This is a genomic window from Streptomyces sp. NPDC014894, assembly GCF_043080985.1.
Lineage (GTDB): Bacteria > Actinomycetota > Actinomycetes > Streptomycetales > Streptomycetaceae > Streptomyces.
Map to the genome: position 1 here is coordinate 488,723 of NZ_JBIBWD010000004.1, position 17,409 is coordinate 506,131.

Annotated in this window: 14 protein-coding genes; 13 read left to right on the forward strand and 1 reads right to left on the reverse strand. The window is 69.6% G+C overall.

Annotated elements, in window-relative coordinates:
• Positions 1–312: 312 nt before the first annotated feature.
• The 12 genes from ACF089_RS13035 (at position 313) to ACF089_RS13090 (ending at position 14,673) form a co-directional block, all read left to right on the forward strand.
• Complete coding sequence (locus tag ACF089_RS13035; RefSeq protein ID WP_392025504.1) at positions 313–1,344, forward strand: ABC transporter permease; 1,032 nt, start codon at positions 313–315, stop codon at positions 1,342–1,344.
• Positions 1,345–1,444: 100 nt separating this feature from the next.
• On the forward strand, positions 1,445–3,238 hold the full coding sequence (locus ACF089_RS13040; protein ID WP_392025506.1) for an ABC transporter substrate-binding protein: 1,794 nt from the start codon (positions 1,445–1,447) through the stop codon (positions 3,236–3,238).
• Positions 3,239–3,359: 121 nt separating this feature from the next.
• Positions 3,360–4,337 (forward strand): ABC transporter permease, encoded by a 978-nt coding sequence (locus ACF089_RS13045; RefSeq protein WP_392025507.1) that lies wholly within the window; start codon positions 3,360–3,362, stop codon positions 4,335–4,337.
• 10 nt (positions 4,338–4,347) lie between these two features.
• Positions 4,348–5,409: an ABC transporter ATP-binding protein gene (locus ACF089_RS13050; protein ID WP_392025509.1), complete on the forward strand. Its 1,062-nt coding sequence runs from the start codon at positions 4,348–4,350 to the stop codon at positions 5,407–5,409.
• Positions 5,410–5,423: 14 nt separating this feature from the next.
• Entirely contained in the window at positions 5,424–6,539 is a 1,116-nt protein-coding gene (locus ACF089_RS13055) for an ABC transporter ATP-binding protein (protein ID WP_392025510.1), read from the forward strand.
• Between the two features lie 116 nt (positions 6,540–6,655).
• A complete protein-coding gene (locus ACF089_RS13060) occupies positions 6,656–7,597 on the forward strand; it encodes a GNAT family N-acetyltransferase (RefSeq protein WP_392025512.1) in 942 nt (313 codons plus the stop codon).
• Between the two features lie 190 nt (positions 7,598–7,787).
• Positions 7,788–9,413 (forward strand): ABC transporter substrate-binding protein, encoded by a 1,626-nt coding sequence (locus ACF089_RS13065; RefSeq protein ID WP_392025513.1) that lies wholly within the window; start codon positions 7,788–7,790, stop codon positions 9,411–9,413.
• A 73-nt stretch (positions 9,414–9,486) separates the two neighbouring features.
• Positions 9,487–10,410, forward strand: a complete 924-nt coding sequence (locus ACF089_RS13070) for an ABC transporter permease (protein WP_392025515.1) — start codon at positions 9,487–9,489, stop codon at positions 10,408–10,410.
• Positions 10,403–11,383 (forward strand): ABC transporter permease, encoded by a 981-nt coding sequence (locus ACF089_RS13075; RefSeq protein ID WP_392025516.1) that lies wholly within the window; start codon positions 10,403–10,405, stop codon positions 11,381–11,383. Before ACF089_RS13070 ends, ACF089_RS13075 begins: the two co-directional genes overlap by 8 nt.
• 10 nt (positions 11,384–11,393) lie before the next feature.
• Positions 11,394–12,383, forward strand: a complete 990-nt coding sequence (locus tag ACF089_RS13080; RefSeq protein ID WP_392025518.1) for an ABC transporter ATP-binding protein — start codon at positions 11,394–11,396, stop codon at positions 12,381–12,383.
• Positions 12,376–13,407: an ABC transporter ATP-binding protein gene (locus ACF089_RS13085; protein WP_392025519.1), complete on the forward strand. Its 1,032-nt coding sequence runs from the start codon at positions 12,376–12,378 to the stop codon at positions 13,405–13,407. The genes ACF089_RS13080 and ACF089_RS13085 overlap by 8 nt, the downstream gene beginning before the upstream one ends.
• A 333-nt stretch (positions 13,408–13,740) precedes the next feature.
• Positions 13,741–14,673 carry a hypothetical protein gene (locus tag ACF089_RS13090; protein WP_392025520.1) on the forward strand — a complete coding sequence of 311 codons (933 nt, stop codon included), beginning with the start codon at positions 13,741–13,743 and terminating at the stop codon, positions 14,671–14,673.
• Between the two features lie 177 nt (positions 14,674–14,850).
• Here the strand turns inward: ACF089_RS13090 and ACF089_RS13095 are convergent, their stop codons facing one another.
• A complete protein-coding gene (locus ACF089_RS13095; protein WP_392025521.1) occupies positions 14,851–16,980 on the reverse strand; it encodes a prolyl oligopeptidase family serine peptidase in 2,130 nt (709 codons plus the stop codon).
• A gap of 155 nt (positions 16,981–17,135) precedes the next feature.
• Here ACF089_RS13095 and ACF089_RS13100 point away from each other — a divergent pair, with 155 nt between their 5' ends.
• On the forward strand, positions 17,136–17,330 hold the full coding sequence (locus tag ACF089_RS13100; protein ID WP_392025522.1) for a hypothetical protein: 195 nt from the start codon (positions 17,136–17,138) through the stop codon (positions 17,328–17,330).
• The last annotated feature ends 79 nt before the right edge of the window (positions 17,331–17,409 follow it).

Sequence of the window (17,409 nt, forward strand, 5' to 3'; positions counted from 1 at the left end):
TACGGCCGGTTTCCAGCGCATTCCATCCGGTCAGGCCGCCGACGTCGGCCGCCGATCCTGAGCCCCGGTCAACCGCTCGGCTCGCGCTCCTGAGGGTGGAATCTATCCCCATTGACGCACTTTCCAGCCGCTTTGCCCGTGGGTGATCCACAGGCTTGAGCGGCAGTACGGACATCGGCCTTTCCACAGGCGGCGTCCGGCGAGGGGATCGTCATACGGCAGCGGAACCGACGGCACGAGTGCACCCACTCGGCCGTCACCGCTGACGTGCGCAGGATCGCGGGTCACCCGACACCCGTGAATGGACACATCATGACCAGTCCAATCGAGGCCGAGGCCACGGACGCCTCAGTCGCCTTGGACAAAGAGACCGCGACCAAGAACGACGCCGCGGACGGCACCAACCACACCGGTCGCTCGCCCGGTCAGCTCATGTGGGCGCGCTTCAAGCGCGACCGCGTCGGCATGATCTCCGCCGGCGTCGTGATCTTCTTCTTCGCGATCGCGGCCCTGGCGCCGGTGATCTCCAAGCTGTACGGCAAGGACCCGTACACGCTCTACCCGGACCTCAATCCAGAGCTTCTGGACGACTTCTCGATGCCCGTCGGCACCTTCGGCGGCGTCTCCGGGGAGTTCTGGTTCGGCATCGAGCCGGAGCTGGGCCGCGATGTGTTCACGATGCTGCTCTACGGCATGCGGACCTCGCTCTACATGGCGCTCATCATCACCTTCCTCGCCGTGATGACCGGCGTGATCATCGGTATGGTCAGCGGCTACTTCGGCGGCAAGGTCGACTACTGGCTCGGACGGACGACGGACTTCTTCCTCGCCTTCCCCAGCCAGCTGTTCTTCATCGCCTTCATGCCCGTCGTGACCGCGCTGTTCGTCTCTCCGACGGACGAGACCCCCACCTACCTGCGCGCCGTCTCGATCATCCTCGTGATGTGGTTCCTCGGCTGGATGGGCATGGCCCGTCTGGTGCGCAGCTCCGTGCTGTCCCTGCGTGAGCGGGAGTTCGTCGAGGCCGCGAAGGTCTCCGGCGCCTCGCGCTGGAGGATCGTCCGCAAGGAGATCCTGCCGAACATCGTCACGCCGATCCTGGTGCAGGGCACCTACACCCTCCCGAGCTCCATCCTGACGATCGCCTTCCTCTCGTATGTCGGCGTCGGCTTTGTGGAGCCCACCCCGGACTGGGGCCGGATGTTCGCCATCGGCGCCAAGGTCTACGAGCAGAACCCCGCGTTCATGTTCTTCCCCGGCGTCGCCATGGTGATCTTCGTCCTCGCCTTCAACCTCCTCGGAGACTCGGTCCGGGACGCGTTCGACCCCAAGACCGGACGATGACGTCCTTGGGCGGGGGTGGCTGCCGCCCCCGCGCCGGGCAACCGGACGGTCATGGCAGCTCTTGATGGTTAACAACGGACAGGTAGGTGCAACGCGCATCATGAAGCCCCTTCGCTCACGTTCCGTGCGCGTCATAGTCGTCGCTGCCGCGGCCGGCTCCCTGGCGCTCACCGGATGCTCCAAGAACGACGGCAACACCAAGGACGAGTCCAAGAGCAAGAAGGACGCGGCCTCGCAGTCGAAGCCGGTCGTCTACGCGGACGCGGCGGGCTCCACCGGCCCCGCGGCCGAGGTGCCGGGCGCCAAGCCGGGCGGCACGATCAACGTGTTCATGGAATCCGACATCACCCACATGGACCCGGGTCAGATCTACGTCAGCGACGCGGGTCAGCTGGCCAACCTGCTGCACCGTGGGCTGACGAACTTCCAGGAGGACGACAAGGGCAACCTGACCGTCGTCGGTGACATCGCCACCGACTCCGGCAAGGCGTCCGACGGCGGCAAGACCTGGACGTACACCCTCAAGGACGGCGTCAAGGACCAGGATGGCAACGCCATCACCTCGGCCGACGTCCGCCACACCATCGAGCGCATGTACTCGAAGGTGATCTTCGACGGCCCGCCCTACGTCCAGAGCTGGCTCTCCGGCGACGACTACCGCAAGGCGCTGCCGGACGGCCCCTACAAGGGCAAGCACCTCCCGGACAGCGTGCTGGCGACGCCGGACGCGAAGACGGTCGTCTTCAAGTTCAAGAAGCCCCAGCCGGACCTGCCGCAGGCCCTGGCCATGGCCGGTTACTCCATCGTCCCGGAGAAGGCCGACACCAAGGCGAAGTACGACAAGGCGCCGGTCGCGCTCGGCCCGTACAAGCTCGCCGAGTACAAGTCGGGCAAGTCGCTCAAGCTGGTCAAGAACACCAACTGGGACGCGAAGACCGACCCGGTCCGCCACCAGTACGTGGACGGCTACAACTTCTCGCTGACCATCGACCAGGCCAGCCAGAGCAAGCGCCTGATCGCTGACCAGGGTGACGCGAAGAACGCCATCCAGTGGACCGACCAGGTCGACCCGACCATGATCAAGGACGTCGTCTCCAACCCCGACGTCAACAAGCGCAGCGTCAAGGGCTACCAGCCCTACGTCTGGCAGCTCACCTTCAATCTGGACAAGATGAAGGACAAGAAGGTTCGCGACGCCATCACGCACGCGATCCCGAGCAGCCGCATGATCGCGCAGGACGGCGGCAAGTACGGCGGCGAGCTGGCCGGCGGTCTGATGGCCCCGACCCTGCCGGGCTTCGACCCCGAGTACGACCCCTTCGGCAAGCTCAAGAAGCCGGGCGGCGACCTCGCCAAGGCCAAGGAGATGCTGAAGGAAGCCGGCGTCAAGCCGGGCACCAAGCTGACGTACGCGTACTCCAGCGCCCCGCGCAGCCAGAAGCAGATGGTCATCATCCGGACCATGCTCGAGAAGCTCGGCTACGACGTGCAGGCCAAGGAGATCGACCGCGCGACGTACTACCAGCAGATCGGCAAGCTGGACAACCCGTACGACCTGTACATGAGCGGCTGGGGCCAGGACTGGCCGTCGCCCTCCACCGTGATCACGCCCGTCTACGACGGTGACCTCGTCTCCGACGGCGCGTCGAACTACTCGCACATCAACGACGAGCAGGTCAACAAGGGCATCGACGAGGCCCTGACCCTGGAGCCCGCGGCCGCCGCCAAGAAGTGGGAGGAGATCCACCACCGCATCGTGGAGGAGATCAACCCGGCTGCCCCGGTCTACTACTCGAAGCAGATCCAGCTGGCCGGTTCGAATGTCGGCGGCGTGAAGTACAGCGTCGAGTCGAGCTACATCGACATCAACGACCTGTTCCTGAAGACCCCGTAACCCCGGTCCACACCTCACCGGCTCACGGTTGACCCGTGGGGGTGCGCGCCAGGCGGAGCGCACCCCCACGGGCCCATGTCTCACAACCCCCGCCGCCTACCGAAGAGAGCAGCCTCCCGCGATGCTTCAGTTCCTCCTCCGCAGGTTGACCGGCGCCGTCGTGATCATGTTTCTGATCGGCGCGTTCACGTTCTTCCTGTTCTACACAATCCCCCAGGACTTCGCCCAACTCGCCTGCGGCAAGAACTGCACGCCGGAGAACATCGCGGTCATCCGCGAGAATCTCGGCCTCGACAAGCCCATCACGACCCAGTTCTGGGACTTCATGGGCGGCATCCTGACCGGCCGCGACTTCGCGACCGGGCACTGCGCGGCGCCGTGTCTGGGCGTCTCCTTCGAGACCAACGAATTCGTCTGGGACTCCATCGTCGACCGCTTCCCGCTGACGCTGTCGCTCACGGTCGGCGGTCTGGTCATCTTCCTGACCCTCGGGCTCGGATCCGGTCTGCTCGCCGCCTGGAAGCGCGGCACCTGGATCGACAAGCTGGTCAGCGGCACCTCGATGGTCCTCAGCTCCTTCCAGATCTACTTCCTCGGCCCGATCGTCCTCGGCATCTTCGTCTACAGCACCGGCTGGATGGAGAACCCCGAGTACGTGCCGTTCACGGAGAATCCGGCGTCCTGGGCGCTCGGTCTGCTGATTCCCTGGGCGGTCATGGCGACGATCTTCACCGCCCAGTACACGCGTATGGCGCGCTCGACCATGATCGAGCAGCTGCAGGAAGAGCATGTCCGCACAGCCCGGGCCAAGGGCATGAAGCAGCGGTACGTATTCTTCCGTTATGCCTGGCGCGGATCCCTGACTCCCATCGTGACCATTCTCGGCATGGACCTCAGCGGTCTGCTGGCCGGCGCGGTGGTCACCGAGTTCACCTTCGACCTGGCCGGCATCGGCCGTCTCGCCGTGAACTCCTCGCTCAGCAAGGACCTGCCGCTGACGATGGGGGTGATGCTGTTCGGAGCCTTCTTCATCCTGATTCTGAACATCATCGTGGACCTCGCCTATGCCTACATCGACCCGCGCGTGCGCCTCGCCTAGGAGAACGACCGTGACCACACTGACCAAGACCGAAGACACACCGGCCCCGACCGGGCCGGAGGCCTTCCTCTCGGTGCGCGACCTGCGGGTGCGGTTCTCCACCGAGGACGGCGTCGTCAACGCGGTCGACGGGCTCTCCTTCGATGTCGAACGCGGCAAGACGCTGGGCATCGTGGGCGAGTCGGGCTCCGGCAAGTCCGTGACGAACCTGGCGGTCCTCGGGCTGCACAACCCGAAGAGCTCCTCCGTCACCGGCGAGATCCACCTGGACGGGCGCGAGCTGGTCCAGGCCTCCGAGAAGGAGATGGAGAAGCTTCGCGGCAACAAGGCCGCGATGATCTTCCAGGACCCGCTGACGGCGCTCTCGCCGTACTACACCGTGGGCCGGCAGATCGCCGAGCCGTACATGAAGCACACCGGCGCCTCCAAGAAGGAGGCGAAGGCGCGCGCCATCGAGATGCTCGACAAGGTCGGCATCCCGCAGCCCGCGACCCGCTTCAACGACTACCCGCACCAGTTCTCCGGCGGTATGCGCCAGCGCGCGATGATCGCCATGGCGCTGATCTGCGACCCCGACCTCCTGATCGCCGACGAGCCGACCACCGCGCTCGACGTGACCGTCCAGGCCCAGATCCTCGATCTGCTCAAGGACCTCCAGCAGGAGTTCGGCTCGGCCATCATCTTCATCACCCACGACCTGGGCGTCATCGCCAACATGGCCGACGACCTGCTGGTGATGTACGCGGGACGGGCGGTGGAGCGCGGCAGCGTCCGCGAGGTGCTCCAGACGCCCAAGCACCCGTACACCTGGGGCCTGCTCAGCTCGATGCCGCGCCTCGGGGGCGACCTCGACGAGCCGCTGGTGCCGATCCCGGGCTCCCCGCCGAGCCTTCTCAACCCGCCCTCTGGCTGTGCCTTCCACCCGCGCTGCACCTTCAGGGACCAGGTGAGCGACGGTCGGTGCACGGGTGAGAAGCCGCTGCTCGCCGAGGGCAGGGCCGCTGCCTGCCACCTCTCGGCCGAGCAGAAGCAGACCATCTTCATCGATCAGATCAAGCCCAGGCTGGGCTAGGGAGACGCAGAGACATGAGCAAGAATGTCACCCTGCCGAAGCAGCAGGGATCAACAGGCGCCGGGGCGGGTGAGCCGCTGCTCTCCGTCGAGGGGCTGGAGAAGCACTTCCCGATCTACGGCGGTTTCCCCTTCCGCAAGAAGGTCGGCGCGGTCAAGGCGGTCGACGGAGTCGACTTCCAGATCTACCCCGGTGAGGCCCTCGGCGTCGTCGGCGAGTCCGGCTGTGGCAAGTCCACCACCGGACGGCTGGTGACCCGGCTGCTGGAGCCCACCGGCGGCAAGATCACCTACGCCGGCGAGGACATCACCCACGCCGGCCGCAAGCAGCTGGCGCCGATCCGGTCCGAGATCCAGATGATCTTCCAGGACCCGTTCTCGTCGCTGAACCCGCGGCAGACCGTCGGCACCATCATCAAGAGCCCGATGGAGGTCAACGGCATCAACCCGGCCGGCGGCCGGGAGAACCGGGTCCGGGAGCTGCTGGAGACGGTCGGTCTCAACCCCGAGCACTACAACCGCTTCCCGCACGAGTTCTCCGGCGGCCAGCGTCAGCGCATCGGCGTGGCGCGGGCCCTCGCGCTGGAGCCGAAGCTGATCGTCGCCGACGAGCCCGTCTCGGCGCTGGACGTCTCCATCCAGGCACAGGTCGTCAATCTGCTCCAGAAGGTGCAGGAGGACCTGGGCATCGCCTTCATGTTCATCGCCCACGACCTGGCGATCGTCCGGCACTTCTCGCAGCGTGTGGCCGTGATGTACCTGGGGAAGGTGGTGGAGGTCGCCGACCGCGACTCGCTCTACACCCGGCCCCGGCACCCCTACACCCACGCGCTGCTCTCGGCCGTCCCCGAGGCGGACGTGGACTCGGCGAAGAAGGAGCGGATCCGGCTCTCCGGCGACGTCCCCTCGCCGATCATGCCGCCGTCCGGCTGCCGCTTCCGCACCCGCTGCTGGAAGGCGACGGAGAAGTGCGCGACGGAGGACCCGCCGCTGGTGCAGATCTCCGGCAACCGCGAGGGCCATCTGACGGCCTGCCACTTCCCGGAGGAGCCCACCCTCGACCGCACCGAGGAAGTGATCCTGGACCCGGCGCTCGCCGCGCTGGAAGAGGGCCACGCCGACAAGGCCTGACACCTGTCCGACCGGGCCCCGGCACGCCGTCACGGCGGGCCGGGGCTCTGTCGTGTCCCGCCCGGCGCACGGAAAACGCGTTGCGCCGGGCCCGGCCCACCCCCGACAGTGATCCGATGACTCACCTCACCATCAGACCCGCTGTCCTCGGGGACGCGGCGGCGATCTGCCGTCTCCTCAACGCCGTGGACGAGATCGAGATCGGCCGGGCCGAGACCGATCAGCGGTCCGTCGAGGCGGATCTCTCCCACCCCGAGGCCGATCTGCCGGACAACTCCTGGCTGGCCCTGCGCGACGGCGAACCGGTCGGGTACGGACTGATGTGGGACGACTCCGGCACCGAGCGCATCGACATGGACCACTACATCCTCCCCGAGCACCAGGACGCGGGGGAGCGGCTCTTCGAGCTGATGGAGGCCAGGGCCGTACGGCGGGCGGCGGACAACGGCGCCGCGCGGGCCGTCGTCCATCTCCACCTCAACACCCGCCCCACCGTGGACCTCGCGCTGCTCGCCCGCCGGGGCTGGCGCACCGTACGCCGCTATCACGTCCTGACCCGTCCGCTGGACCCGGCCGCCGATCCGGTCCCGGCGCCGCCCGAGGGGCTCACCCTGAGGGACTGCCGGGCCGAGGCCGACCGCCGGATCGCCCACGCGCTGGTGCAGGAGACCTTCGCGGACCACTTCGACCACCACGAGCGCGGCTATGAGCAGTGGCTCGGCGATCTGGGCGAACTGGTCGACTGGTCGCTGGTGTGGATCGCCTCCTTCGAGGGGAAGGGCGACATCGCCGTCATGGTGACCTCCAACCACCGCACCGCCCACGCCTGGGTCAACAACCTCGGCGTCCGCGAGGAGGCCCGTGGCCGGGGCGTCGCCGGGCATCTGCTGCGCCACGCCTTCGGGGTGTACGCGGGACTGGGCCGCGACACCCTCGGGCTCGGCGTCGACACCGCGAACGAGACGGGGGCGCTGCGGCTGTACGAGGCGCACGGCATGACCCAGCACTTCGCGGCCGACACCTGGGAGATCACCCTCCCGGCGGCCCCGCCCGCCTGACCGCCTGCCCGGCCTCCCGTCCCCGCCCGCCCGTCACGAAGGCCCGACCGCCCGGCCTCCCCTCCCGTCGCCCGGACGGCGCAGCCGTCCCCGCCCGGTCTCGTCCGTACGGCCGTATCCGGCATGCGGATTACCGCAATTTGGGGTGATATTCGGTCCTAAGTGACGCTGAGGACATGGGAGGCACTCCATGCGTGGAGCCATGCGCGCCAGGTGGGCCGCGTGCGCGGTGGCCGTCGCGCTCACGGCCACCGCCTGCGGCGGGGGCGGTGCGAGCGGCAGCGGACCGGACGGGATCGTCAGCGCCTCCTGGGGCGACCCGCAGAATCCGCTGGAGCCCGCGAACACCAATGAGGTCCAGGGCGGCAAGGTCCTCGACATGGTCTTCCGCGGGCTCAAGCGGTACGACCCGAAGACCGGCGAGGCCCAGGACATGCTCGCCGAGAGCATCGAGACCTCCGACTCGGTCAACTTCACGATCACCGTCAAGGACGGCTGGACCTTCAGCAACGGCGAGAAGGTCACCGCCGCCTCCTTCGTCGACGCCTGGAACTACGGCGCCGACCTCCGCAACAACCAGCGCAACGCCTACTTCTTCGGCTACATCGACGGCTATCCGGCCCTCCACCCCGACTCCGGCGAGCCCACCGCCACCGCCCTCTCCGGTCTGAAGGTCACCGGCGAGCGGACCTTCACCGTCAGACTCAGCCAGAAGTTCTCCACCTGGCCCGACACCCTCGGCTACGCCGCCTTCGCCCCCCTGCCCCGGGCGTTCTTCGACGACCACGCCGGCTGGCTCGCCAAACCCGTCGGCAACGGCCCGTACACCGTCGACGCCTACGCCCGCGGCTCCCAGATGTCACTGCGCAGATGGGACGGCTACCCCGGCGCGGACAAGGCCCTCAACGGCGGCATCGACCTCGTCGTCTACACCGACAACAACACCGCGTACACCAATCTCCTCGCGGGCAATCTCGACCTCGTGGACGACGTCCCCGCCTCCCAGCTCAAGAATGTGCGGTCCGACCTCGGCGACCGGTACATCAACACCCCGGCCGGCATCATCCAGACCCTCGCCTTCCCCTACTACGACAAGGCGTGGAACGCCCCCGACGGCGCCAAGCTCCGCACCGGACTCTCCCGGGCGATCAACCGGCGGCAGATCACCGACACCATCTTCCAGAAGACCCGCACCCCCGCCAAGGACTGGACCTCCCCGGTGCTCGGCGTCGACGGCGGCTTCCAGGACACCCTGTGCGGCGACTCCTGCGAGTACGACGCCGCCGCCGCGAAGAAGCTGGTCGACGAGGCCGGCGGCATCCCCGGCGGCCAGATGAAGATCACGTACAACGCGGACACCGGCTCCCACAAGGACTGGGTCGACGCCGTCTGCAACAGCATCAACAACGCGCTGGGCGAGGACCGCGCCTGCGTCGGCAATCCCATCGGCACCTTCGCCGACTTCCGCGGCCAGATCACCGAGTCCAAGATGCCCGGCCCCTTCCGGGCCGGCTGGCAGATGGACTATCCGCTGATCCAGAACTTCCTCCAGCCGCTCTACTACACCAACGCCTCTTCCAACGACGGCAAGTGGAGCAACCAGGACTTCGACGACCTCGTCGACCGGGCCAACGCCGAGAGCGACACCGCCCGGGCCGTCCGGACCTTCCAGCAGGCCGAGGAGGTGGTCCGCGACGAGATGGCCGCCATCCCGCTCTGGTACCAGAACGGCAGCGCCGGCTACTCGCACCGGATCTCCAATGTCGCGCTGAACCCCTTCAGCGTCCCGGTCTACAACGAGATCAAGGTCGCCTGACCGGAGGGCCGACCCCGGCGCCCGCCCGCCGGACCACCCCTTCCCACCGCGACCACGACCCCGGGAGCCCCTCATGGGACGCTATGTGATCCGGCGGCTGCTGCAGATGATCCCCGTCTTCTTCGGCGCCACCCTGCTGATCTTCCTCATGGTCAATGTGATGGGCGACCCCGTCCAGGGACTCTGCGGACAGCGGGCCTGCGACCCCGCCACCGCCGCCCAGCTGCGCAAGGAGTTCGGCCTCGACAAGCCGGTCTGGCAGCAATACCTGACCTACATGGGCAATGTGTTCACCGGCGACTTCGGCACCGCCTTCAACGGCCAGCCGGTCATCGAGCTGATGGCCGACGCCTTCCCGGTCACCATCCGGCTCACCCTGGTCGCCATCTTCTTCGAGATCGTCATCGGCATCACCCTCGGAGTGATCACCGGACTGCGCCGCGGCCGCCCCGTCGACACCTCCGTACTGCTGATGACCCTCGTCGTCATCTCCGTCCCCACCTTCGTCACCGGACTCCTCCTCCAGCTCCTCCTCGGCGTCGAGTGGGGCGTCATCAAACCCGCCGTCTCCCCGGCCGCGCCCCTCGACGAGCTGATCGTCCCCGGCCTGGTGCTCGCCTCCGTCTCGCTGGCCTACGTCACCCGGCTCACCCGGACCTCCATCGCCGAGAACGCCCGCTCCGACTACGTCCGCACCGCCAAGGCCAAGGGGCTGCCGCGCCGCCGGGTCATCACCCGGCATCTGCTGCGCAACTCCCTGATCCCGGTCGTCACCTTCATCGGCACCGACATCGGCGCGCTGATGGGCGGAGCGATCGTCACCGAGCGCATCTTCAACATCCACGGCGTCGGCTACCAGCTCTACCAGGGCATCCTCCGCCAGAGCACCCAGACCGTCGTCGGCTTCGTCACCGTGCTCGTCCTGGTCTTCCTCCTGGCGAATCTGCTCGTGGACCTGCTGTACGCCGTACTCGACCCGAGGATCCGCTATGCCTGAGCCGCCGTTCGACGACCAAGGAGCCATCGCCCCGACCGGCGCGGGCGGCGCGATGGACCTCGCCGCCGGCGAGGCCGAGAGCCTGGAGAAGGCCCCCGGCGGCCCCCTCGGCCCCGGCCCCGAGGAGAAGGCCCGCAGCCTCTGGTCCGACGCCTGGCGCGATCTGCGCCGCAACCCGGTCTTCATCCTCTCCGCGCTGTTCATCGTCTTTCTGGTGATCATCGCGATCTGGCCCTCGCTGATCGCCTCCGGCAACCCCCTCCAGTGCGATCTCGCCAAGGCCCAGGAAGGCTCCCAGCCCGGCCACCCCTTCGGCTTCAACGGCCAGGGCTGCGACGTCTACACCCGTACCGTCTACGGCGCCCGCACCTCCGTCACCGTCGGCGTCTGCGCCACCCTCGGCGTCGCCCTCATCGGCTCCGCCCTCGGCGGACTCGCCGGCTTCTACGGCGGCGCGTCCGACGCCGTCCTCTCCCGGCTCACCGACGTGTTCTTCGCCATCCCCGTCATCCTCGGCGGACTCGTCCTCCTCTCCGTCGTCCAGTCCACCACCGTCTGGCCCGTCGTCGGATTCATGGTCCTGCTGGGCTGGCCGCAGATCTCCCGCATCGCCCGCGGCTCGGTCATCACCGCCAAACACAACGACTACGTCCAGGCCGCCCGCGCCCTCGGCGCGTCCAACGCCCGGATGCTGCTGCGCCACATCGCCCCCAACGCGATCGCCCCCGTCATCGTCGTCGCCACCATCGCGCTCGGCACCTACATCTCCCTGGAGGCGACCCTCTCCTACCTCGGCGTGGGACTGAGACCGCCCACCGTCTCCTGGGGCATCGACATCTCGTCCGCCTCGCCCTACATCCGCAACGCCCCGCACATGCTGCTCTGGCCCGCCGGAGCGCTGGCCGTCACCGTGCTCGCGTTCATCATGCTCGGCGACGCGGTGCGCGACGCCCTCGACCCCAAGCTGCGCTGAGGAGCCCGCGATGCTGCTCGAAGTACGAGACCTCCACGTCGAGTTCCGCACCAGGGACGGAATCGCCCGCGCCGTGAACGGCGTCGACTACACCGTCGAGGAGGGCAGGACCCTCGCCGTCCTCGGCGAGTCCGGCTCCGGGAAGTCCGTCACCGCCCAGGCCGTCATGGGCATCCTCGACACGCCCCCCGGCAGAATCACCGGCGGCGAGATCCTCTTCCAGGGCCGGGACCTGCTCGGCCTCAAGGAGGAGGAGCGGCGGCGCGTCCGCGGCGCCGGAATGGCGATGATCTTCCAGGACGCCCTCTCCGCGCTCAATCCGGTGCTCAGCGTCGGCGACCAGCTCGGCGAGATGTTCACCGTCCACCGGGGCCTCTCCCGCAAGGAGGCCCGCACCCGCGCCGTCGACCTGATGGAACGCGTCGGCATCCCCGCCGCCCAGGAACGCGTACGGCAGTATCCGCACCAGTTCTCCGGCGGTATGCGCCAGCGCATCATGATCGCCATGGCGATGGCCCTGGAACCCGCCCTGATCATCGCCGACGAACCCACCACCGCGCTCGACGTCACCGTCCAGGCCCAGGTCATGGAGCTGCTCGCCCAGCTCCAGAGCGAGCTGAACATGGGCCTGATCCTCATCACCCACGACCTCGGCGTCGTCGCCGACGTCGCCGACCGGATCGCCGTGATGTACGCGGGCCGGATCGTGGAGACCGCCCCCGTCCACGACATCTACCGCGCCCCCGCCCACCCCTACACCCGCGGCCTCCTCGAATCGATCCCCCGCCTGGACCAGAAGGGCCAGGAGCTGTACGCGATCAAGGGCCTGCCGCCCAATCTGCTGAACATCCCGCCCGGCTGCGCCTTCAACCCCCGCTGCCCCATGGCCCAGGACATCTGCCGCACCGACGAACCGCCGCTGTACGAGGTCTCCCCCGAGCGCCGCAGCGCCTGCCACTTCTGGCGCGAGACCCTGAACGAGGGGAAGGCCGATGGCTGAGCCCATCCTCGAAGTGCGCGGACTGGCCAAGCACTATCCGCTCACCCGCGGCGTCCTCCTCAAGAAGCAGATCGGCGCGGTCCGGGCCGTCGACGGCGTCGACCTCGACCTGCTGACCGGCGAGACCCTCGGCATCGTGGGGGAGTCCGGCTGCGGGAAGTCCACCCTCGCCAAGATGATCGTCCACCTCGAACGCCCCACCGCCGGGACGATCCACTACAAGGGCGAGGACATCAGCCGGCTCTCCGGCCGCGCCCTGAAACGCGTACGCCGCAACATCCAGATGGTCTTCCAGGACCCGTACACCTCGCTCAACCCCCGGATGACCGTCGGCGACATCATCGGGGAGCCCTTCGACATCCACCCCGAGGTGGCGCCCAAGGGCGACCGGCGGCGCAGGGTGCGCGAGCTGCTCGACGTCGTCGGACTCAACCCCGAGTACATCAATCGCTATCCCCACCAGTTCAGCGGCGGCCAGCGCCAGCGCATCGGCATCGCCCGCGGACTGGCGCTGCGGCCGGAGATCATCGTCGCCGACGAACCCGTCTCCGCGCTCGACGTCTCCGTCCAGGCCCAGGTGATCAATCTGCTGGCCTCGCTCAAGCGCGAACTCGACCTCAGTCTGATCTTCATCTCCCACGACCTCTCGATCGTGCGGCACATCTCCGACCGGGTCGGCGTGATGTATCTGGGCCGGGTGGTGGAGCTGGGCCGCGACGAGGAGATCTACGACCACCCCACCCACCCCTACACCCAGGCCCTGCTCTCCGCCGTGCCCGTGCCGGACCCGCTGGCGCGCGAGCACCGCGAACGGATCCTGCTCGGCGGCGACGTCCCCTCACCCGCGCACATCCCCTCGGGCTGCCGCTTCCGCACCCGCTGCTGGAAGGCCCAGGAGCGGTGCGCGCTGGAGATCCCCCTCCTCGCGGTCCCGGCCGAGTTCCGGCTCGCCGAGGGCCCCGCGAAACACCCCTCCGCCTGCCACTTCGCCGAGGAGAAGCACGTCGTCCCGACCTCCGAATGACGGACCGCGCCGACGGGTCCGCACGACGGGTCCGTTCGACGAGTCGGTACGGCAGGTCCGTACGACGGGTCGGTCCGCACGCCAGGTCCGTACGACGAGTCGATGCGCGCGCTCGTACGGCGGACCGCCCGGCGACCCGGCCGACGCCCGCTTTACGTCCGGGCAACGCCCCCGTCGCCGCCGCGACACAACGAATCGCCAGGCTGGACGGCGTACGGCCGTGCGGGTGCCGTGACCGGTCCGGGGGCTCGCCACACAGCCCCCGGACCATCCGCCCCCGTGCGCTGCGACGAGCCCCTTGTTCACCCGTTCGGGCGGATGCAGGATCGCAGAGTGACTCTTACGAGGGGTGCCCGGATCACCACGGCGATCCTCTGCGCCGCGCTCGCGCTGATCCTGGCCGGATGGATCGCCCGCGACGTCTCCGTCACCCCCTCCCCGCCCGACCTCTGGCACCTCTGGGCCGCCGACGGCCGCACCCTCCCCATGACCACCGACCTCGAACACGCCCTGCTGCTCCTGGTCTGCGCCACCGTCGTCGCCGCCGCGCTGCGCCCCGGCCTCACCGCGGGCGCCCCCGCCGCCGCCGGAGCGGTCACCCTCGCCCTCTGGCTCCCCGGCCTCTGGGTCCTCAGCTCCTCCTGGGCGGGACTGCGCACCACCGACGACCTCCGCACCCGAGCGCTGTACGCGACCTTCGCGGCGCTGGCCCTCGGCGTCGGACTGCTCATCACCGCCGCCGCGGGCCGCCGCGCCCCCGCCGCCCGGCCGCCCCGGGGAGTGCCGGTCGCCGCCTCCGTACTGCTCGGCGCGGCGGCCGGGGTGCTGGCGGGCTGGGAGATCCGTACCGCCGTCCTCCTCCCCGGCTCCTACCCCGACCGCTTCACCGGCGACGAGCCCGCGCTGCCCCCGCTGCTCGGGGTCCCGCCGGGCTGGCTCACCGCCGTGACCGTCCTGCTGGCGGCGGCCGCCGCGCTCGCCGCGCTGCGCCCGCTGGGGCTGGTGGCGGGACTCCTCGTGCTCGGCGCCGGCGCCCCGGGCGTCGACACCGCCCTCCACAACGGACTGGTCGGCCGGCTCGGCGAACTCCCGGCGGAGGACCAGCTGCTGGTGGTGTCCTGGTGCTTCGAGTCCGCCGCCGGGGCCGCCGTGCTGCTCCTGCTGGCCCTCACCCGCGCGCCGGCCCCCGCCCCGGACCGCCGGCCCCCGCCGGGACCGCCGCCCACGGGCCCGCCCCCGCCGCTCTCCCTCCCGCCCGGGTGGTGACCGTACGAGCGGCGACCGTACGAGCGGCGACCGTACGAGCGGCGACCGTACGAGCGGCGACCGTACGAGCGGTGATCGCCCGACCGGCGACCGTACGAGCGCTGTCCGACCGACCGGCGACCGTACGAGCGCTGTCCGACCGGGCGGCGGGATCCGGCGGCGGCGCGGGCCGACCGCTCACACCCTCAGCGACCGCTTCAGGAACCCCAGCTGCAACAGGAGCAGATTCTCCGCCACCTGCTCCTGCGGCGTCATATGCGTCACCCCGCTCAGCGGCAGCACCTCGTGCGCCCGCCCGGCCGCCGTGAGCGCCGCCGACAGCCGCAGACTGTGCGCCACCACCACATTGTCGTCCGCCATCCCATGAATGATCATCAGCGGCCGGGCCGGGTTCTCCACCGCCACCAGCCCGTCCTCGGTCACCAGCGAGTTCGCCGTGTACACCTCGGGCAGCTCCGCCGGATCCCCCAGATACCGCTCCTGGTAGTGCGTGTCGTACAGCCGCAAGTCCGTCGCCGGAGCGCCCGCCACCCCCGCGTGGAACACATCCGGCCGCCGCAGCACCGCCCTCGCCGCCAGATAGCCCCCAAACGACCATCCCCTGATCCCCACCCGCCCCAGATCGAAGGGAAAAGATCCGGCCAGCGCGTGCAGCGCGTCGATCTGGTCGTCCAGGATCACCGAGTAATCGCCCTTGACCGCCTTCTCCCAGGCGGGCGAGCGGCCCGGCGTCCCCCGGCCGTCCGCGACGACCACCGCGAAACCCTGGTCCGCGAACCACTGGGACGCGAGGTACGGATCCCGCGCCGCCAGCACCCGGCGGGTGCGCGGACCCCCGTACGGATCCATCAGCACCGGCAGCGGCCCGTCCGACTCCCGGTACTCCGACGGCAGGAGCACCGCACACGGAATCCGTCGTACGCCGGCCTCGCGGAGCACCGGCCGCGCGGTCAGCACCGGGCGCTCGGAGAGCGAGCGGACGGCCACCGGGGGCAGGCCCTCCCGCAGCACCCGGTACTCCGTCCCGCCGGGCCCGGGGCGCGCCGAGGTCAGCACGGTCACCCCGCCCGAGCGCACCGCCGTATGCACCCCCGGCCCCTGTGAGATCCGCTCCGCACCCCGGTCCCCGACCCGGTACACATGGACCTCGCCGATCTCCGGAGCGTCCGCTTCCTCGCCCGCCGACGCGGTCACCAGGACATCGTCCCCGCCGGCGTCGAGCACCGCCCGCACCTGCAACTGGGCCCCGGTCAGCGCCCGGTCGCCGACCGCCAGCACCCGCGAGCCGCCCTCGTCCGCGATCCGTGTCAGCCGCCCGCCCGGCCCCCAGACCGGCGCTCCGGGGAAAAGATCCAGCCACAGCGGATCCTCGTCCGCGTGGACGGTCCGGGTCTCTCCCGTCTCCGTGTCCACGGTCAGACACCGCTGCGTCCGCTGGTCCCTGGCCTGCACCAGCAGCAGCGGAGCGCCCCCGTCCGACCAGTGCACCCGGGCCAGATACGGATGGCGCTCGCGGTCCCACACCACCTCCACGCGCCCGCCGTCCAGCCCGAGCAGAAACAGCCGCACCTCCGCGTTCGGCGTCCCCGCCACCGGATACGCGATCCGCCGGGGCTCCCGGTCCGGATGCGCCGGGTCCGAGATCCACCAGCGCCGTACCGCCCGGTCGTCCACCCGCGTCACCAGCAGCCGGTCCGAGTCCGGCGACCACCAGAACCCCCGCGTCCGGCCCATCTCCTCGGCGGCGACGAACTCGGCCGTCCCATGGGCGACGTACTCGTCCTCCGGCTCCGCGAGGGCCCGGTCGCCCGCGCCGTCCGCGCCGACGACCCGCAGCGCGCCCCGCGCCGCGTAGGCGATGTGCCGGCCGTCGGGGGAGGGCCGGGGATCCACCGCGGGGCCGGGCACGGGCAGCTCCCGCGCCGTCCCGTCCGCCCGGAGCCCGGCCGTGAACAGCCGCCCCGACAGCGTGAAGGCCGCCAACTCGGCCGCGCCGTCCACCGCGTGGGCGACGATCCCCGCCAACTGCTCCCGCGCCCGTTCGCGCCGGGTGTGCTCCTCGGCCGACAACTCCTCGTCCGAGCCGCCGAGCAGCACCCGGGGATCGGCCGCCACCCGCTCCCGGGCGGACTCCCCGTCCAGATCGAGGACCCACAGCAGACCCGAGCGATCGGTTCCGGACACCGATCGAATGAAGACGATCCGCGATCCGTCGGGCGAGACCGCGAACGAGCGCGGTGCGCCCAGCGTGTAGCGCTGGGTCCTGGCGTACTGACGTGGAAAGGAGAGCTGAGTCCTGGGCGTCATATGACCGAACCTAGCGGTCGTGCGCCCCCATGTGCTGCTGTGCACCGATCAATGCGTTCGCACGGATAGTTATGATCCGTAGCGCAAGGTGGGTAGAACCATCTGGCACATGCAAGCTGCCTGTCCCGACCGAATATCTGTGGAGGTGAACCGCCGTGGCGCTCTCGATTTCGGCGGTGCTGCTGCTGGCGATCATCGTCTTCCTGCTGATCCGGAAGTCCGGACTCAAGGGAGGGCATGCCGCGGTCTGCATGTTGCTCGGGTTCTATCTCGCCAGCTCTTCCATCGCCCCGACCATCTCCGACCTGACGTCGAACGTGGCGGGCATGATCGGCGACTTCAAGTTCTGACCCGGCCCGCGGGCATCCGGACGGACGCTCCGGGGGCGCTCGCGGCACCGCGTGCGCCGCGCCCGTCCGGGCGCGGACC

Coding starts and splice junctions, on each gene's coding strand:
- ACF089_RS13035 (WP_392025504.1), top strand. CDS start 313: ATGACCAGTCCAATCGAGGCCGAGGCCACGGACGCCTCAGTCGCCTTG.
- ACF089_RS13040 (WP_392025506.1), top strand. CDS start 1,445: ATGAAGCCCCTTCGCTCACGTTCCGTGCGCGTCATAGTCGTCGCTGCC.
- ACF089_RS13045 (WP_392025507.1), top strand. CDS start 3,360: ATGCTTCAGTTCCTCCTCCGCAGGTTGACCGGCGCCGTCGTGATCATG.
- ACF089_RS13055 (WP_392025510.1), top strand. CDS start 5,424: ATGAGCAAGAATGTCACCCTGCCGAAGCAGCAGGGATCAACAGGCGCC.
- ACF089_RS13060 (WP_392025512.1), top strand. CDS start 6,656: ATGACTCACCTCACCATCAGACCCGCTGTCCTCGGGGACGCGGCGGCG.
- ACF089_RS13065 (WP_392025513.1), top strand. CDS start 7,788: ATGCGTGGAGCCATGCGCGCCAGGTGGGCCGCGTGCGCGGTGGCCGTC.
- ACF089_RS13070 (WP_392025515.1), top strand. CDS start 9,487: ATGGGACGCTATGTGATCCGGCGGCTGCTGCAGATGATCCCCGTCTTC.
- ACF089_RS13075 (WP_392025516.1), top strand. CDS start 10,403: ATGCCTGAGCCGCCGTTCGACGACCAAGGAGCCATCGCCCCGACCGGC.
- ACF089_RS13080 (WP_392025518.1), top strand. CDS start 11,394: ATGCTGCTCGAAGTACGAGACCTCCACGTCGAGTTCCGCACCAGGGAC.
- ACF089_RS13085 (WP_392025519.1), top strand. CDS start 12,376: ATGGCTGAGCCCATCCTCGAAGTGCGCGGACTGGCCAAGCACTATCCG.
- ACF089_RS13095 (WP_392025521.1), bottom strand. CDS start 16,980: ATGACGCCCAGGACTCAGCTCTCCTTTCCACGTCAGTACGCCAGGACC.